Source organism: Holdemanella porci, from assembly GCF_019052655.1.
GTDB lineage: Bacteria > Bacillota_I > Bacilli_A > Erysipelotrichales > Erysipelotrichaceae > Holdemanella > Holdemanella hominis.
The window spans coordinates 1-2,485 of the sequence record NZ_JAHQVB010000114.1 but is presented as its reverse complement, the minus strand read 5'-3'; the positions used below and the strand labels follow the sequence as shown (position 1 = coordinate 2,485).

Below are 2,485 nucleotides of genomic sequence, written 5' to 3'. Positions count from 1 at the left end.
CCCGAACTAGACCCCAAATGATTGCGCTAAAACCCTAAATGATTTTGGTTACCCTATGGCATCAGTCCCCTAAATTGACCCCTAGATATTTCTTGGAAACCCCTAGATTATTTGGTTACCCTCTAGCATTTATTCTTTATTCAAACTCGCAAAGTTTGGTTTGATTCTGGTTGTTTTAATGTGGTTATCTATACTATATCGTATTGATAATATGCATCTTTTTCACTCATTATTTTTCGTTTCACATATTTTTAGTATCAATCAAGTACCATTGCTATATTGTCATTATTGAGTGTAGTTCTGGTGGCTTTCAGGTTTGTTTGCTATTCAGAAGATAATCATCTGATGGTTTGCAAGTCCACCTATGGAAATTGTTATCTCACGCTACCTCGTAAAGCTTTAAAATACTAGTAGTCAATGATTTATACATTAATATTACTTATTCTTTCTGTAAACAATTATAATCTTCCCCCCAAAAAATATACTTCACAAAATCACTAGAAATTATCCTCAATGAATGTATACATCTCATCCAATATATTTTCATAACTTAAAAGCTTTTTTCTTAACTCATCACATAGTTGTTGATCAAACTGCACAGCTTTTCCATCCACCTCTCCAATAATCATCTTGCTATCTATAGATGGCGTATTCTTAACATGAGCCAATGCATTTCTGTATAATACTATATCATTTTTATATAATTCAAAAAATTTTGCTTTCTCCTCACCATTATTCAAGTTCAAATATTCTTTTAATATTTCTTGAAATTTCTTTTTAATCATTTCATTTGATTCTATACACCAACTTAATAATCTAGCCTGCCTAATTGCAGAAAAATCTCGTTCACTAAGTAATTCATCAATATTGTTTGCATCTATATTTGGATATTTTTTATCAAGCTTTTCTGCAGTCTTGATATTTTCCTTTAATATTTTCTTCTTTATATTATTTGCAATTTCAGCTTCTTTATCTCCTAAAATAGGCCAAATAATACTAATCAAATCCCTAATTTTATTATCAAATCCACTGGTTGTATCCATAACAATTCCCCTAATGTTTATAAGATTTTCTGCTCTTCTAATTGCCTTATCCACTAAAAGTTGTACCTTTTCAAGAAACTCTCCATTATTCCTATCCGCGATAAAAACACCTTGTAGTCCCTCTTGTTTCATTACTTGATTAATGACATCAAAACCATGACTAGAATAAAATAAAATATCATTTAAAAAATTGCCATTTCTTATAATATGAATTATCTCTGTACCATAAATATTCTTAACACCATCTTTTTCATATATTTTTTCCAGCTCATAGTCAATAATTAATAAATCATAATTTTGTAGTTGATATTCAGTTAAATCAAAATCCGAAGCCTTTTTAATACGCATTATATCAACTTTAAAATTTTTATTTTTTATATATCTCGATACTCTTCTTGATGTAGTATTGTACCATTCATCAACATCCTCAAACCATATAATTCTAAACGTTAAATCCATATTCAAAACCTCATCAGTAATTCAAATCCATTCTTATAATTACTATTAATAGTTACAGTCGCATTCATTTTATTAGCATACTTTTGAATGGTATATAAACCAATACCAGTTCCATTTGTAGTCGTAAATCCTTGTTCAAACATTTTAGAAACATCTACATCTGATTGTATTCCATAACCATTATCTACCCATTTTATACAATTATTATTTTCAAAAACAATTTGTAATTTTGTTGCATTTGCTTTTCTTGCATTATCTGCAATATTATCAATAATAATGCTAAATTCTAATGGATTAAACATAACTTCCATAGAATCCAAGCCTCTTATCTCTACTGGAAGTTTATGATTCCATTGTTTTTCAACATATTCTTTTGTGAATTTTATGATATCCATTTTTTTATTTCCGGTATCCGCTTTATATTCAGTATTGATAACCAAATTATATGTATTTAGAATTTTGGAACATGTCTGCCTAATTTCGTGAAATACTGGCAAAATATCATTTATCCCATCTCCTTCTCTAACCATATCTACAATTTCGGATATATTAGAGTCGATAGAATCCGCATATGTTTTCATAATATGCATTGCATCTATAGCATTATCGACAGATACATCTGCCTTAGATTGCAAAACTCCTACTTGCTTCTGCGTTACTTCAAGAGCCTTTTTAGTTTTTTCATGTTCTATTACTACCTGTTGAAGCTCTATTCGATTTTCAGACACCTCTTTCTTTAATTTCTCAGTTTCCTTTTCAATCTTATCTGCTTGCTTAAGCAATTGAACATCAGATTTTTCTCTTGCAATTTTTTTAAGTTCATCAATTTCAGATTTCTTTTTTGTATGTTCCAAAATCACTTCTGTCAACTCTTTATTATATGTTGCTTTTAACAATGCCTCAGGTTTAAATCTTGCTTTTATTTTTTAGCTCCTCTTTTGCAAATGGGTGGTAAGTGACAAATTATTACAGGCAGTGCTATA

The 2,485-nt window shown here is 29.3% G+C and carries 2 protein-coding genes; both read right to left on the bottom strand.

What is annotated here, in order from left to right; genetic code table 11:
- Positions 1-497: 497 nt before the first annotated feature.
- On the bottom strand, positions 498-1,502 hold the full coding sequence (locus tag KTQ83_RS11585; protein ID WP_217256909.1) for a hypothetical protein: 1,005 nt from the start codon (positions 1,500-1,502) through the stop codon (positions 498-500).
- A gap of 2 nt (positions 1,503-1,504) precedes the next feature.
- Positions 1,505-2,398: a sensor histidine kinase gene (locus KTQ83_RS11580; protein WP_217256908.1), complete on the bottom strand. Its 894-nt coding sequence runs from the start codon at positions 2,396-2,398 to the stop codon at positions 1,505-1,507.
- Positions 2,399-2,485 lie beyond the last annotated feature (87 nt).

Coding starts and splice junctions, on each gene's coding strand:
- KTQ83_RS11585 (WP_217256909.1), bottom strand. CDS start 1,502: ATGGATTTAACGTTTAGAATTATATGGTTTGAGGATGTTGATGAATGG.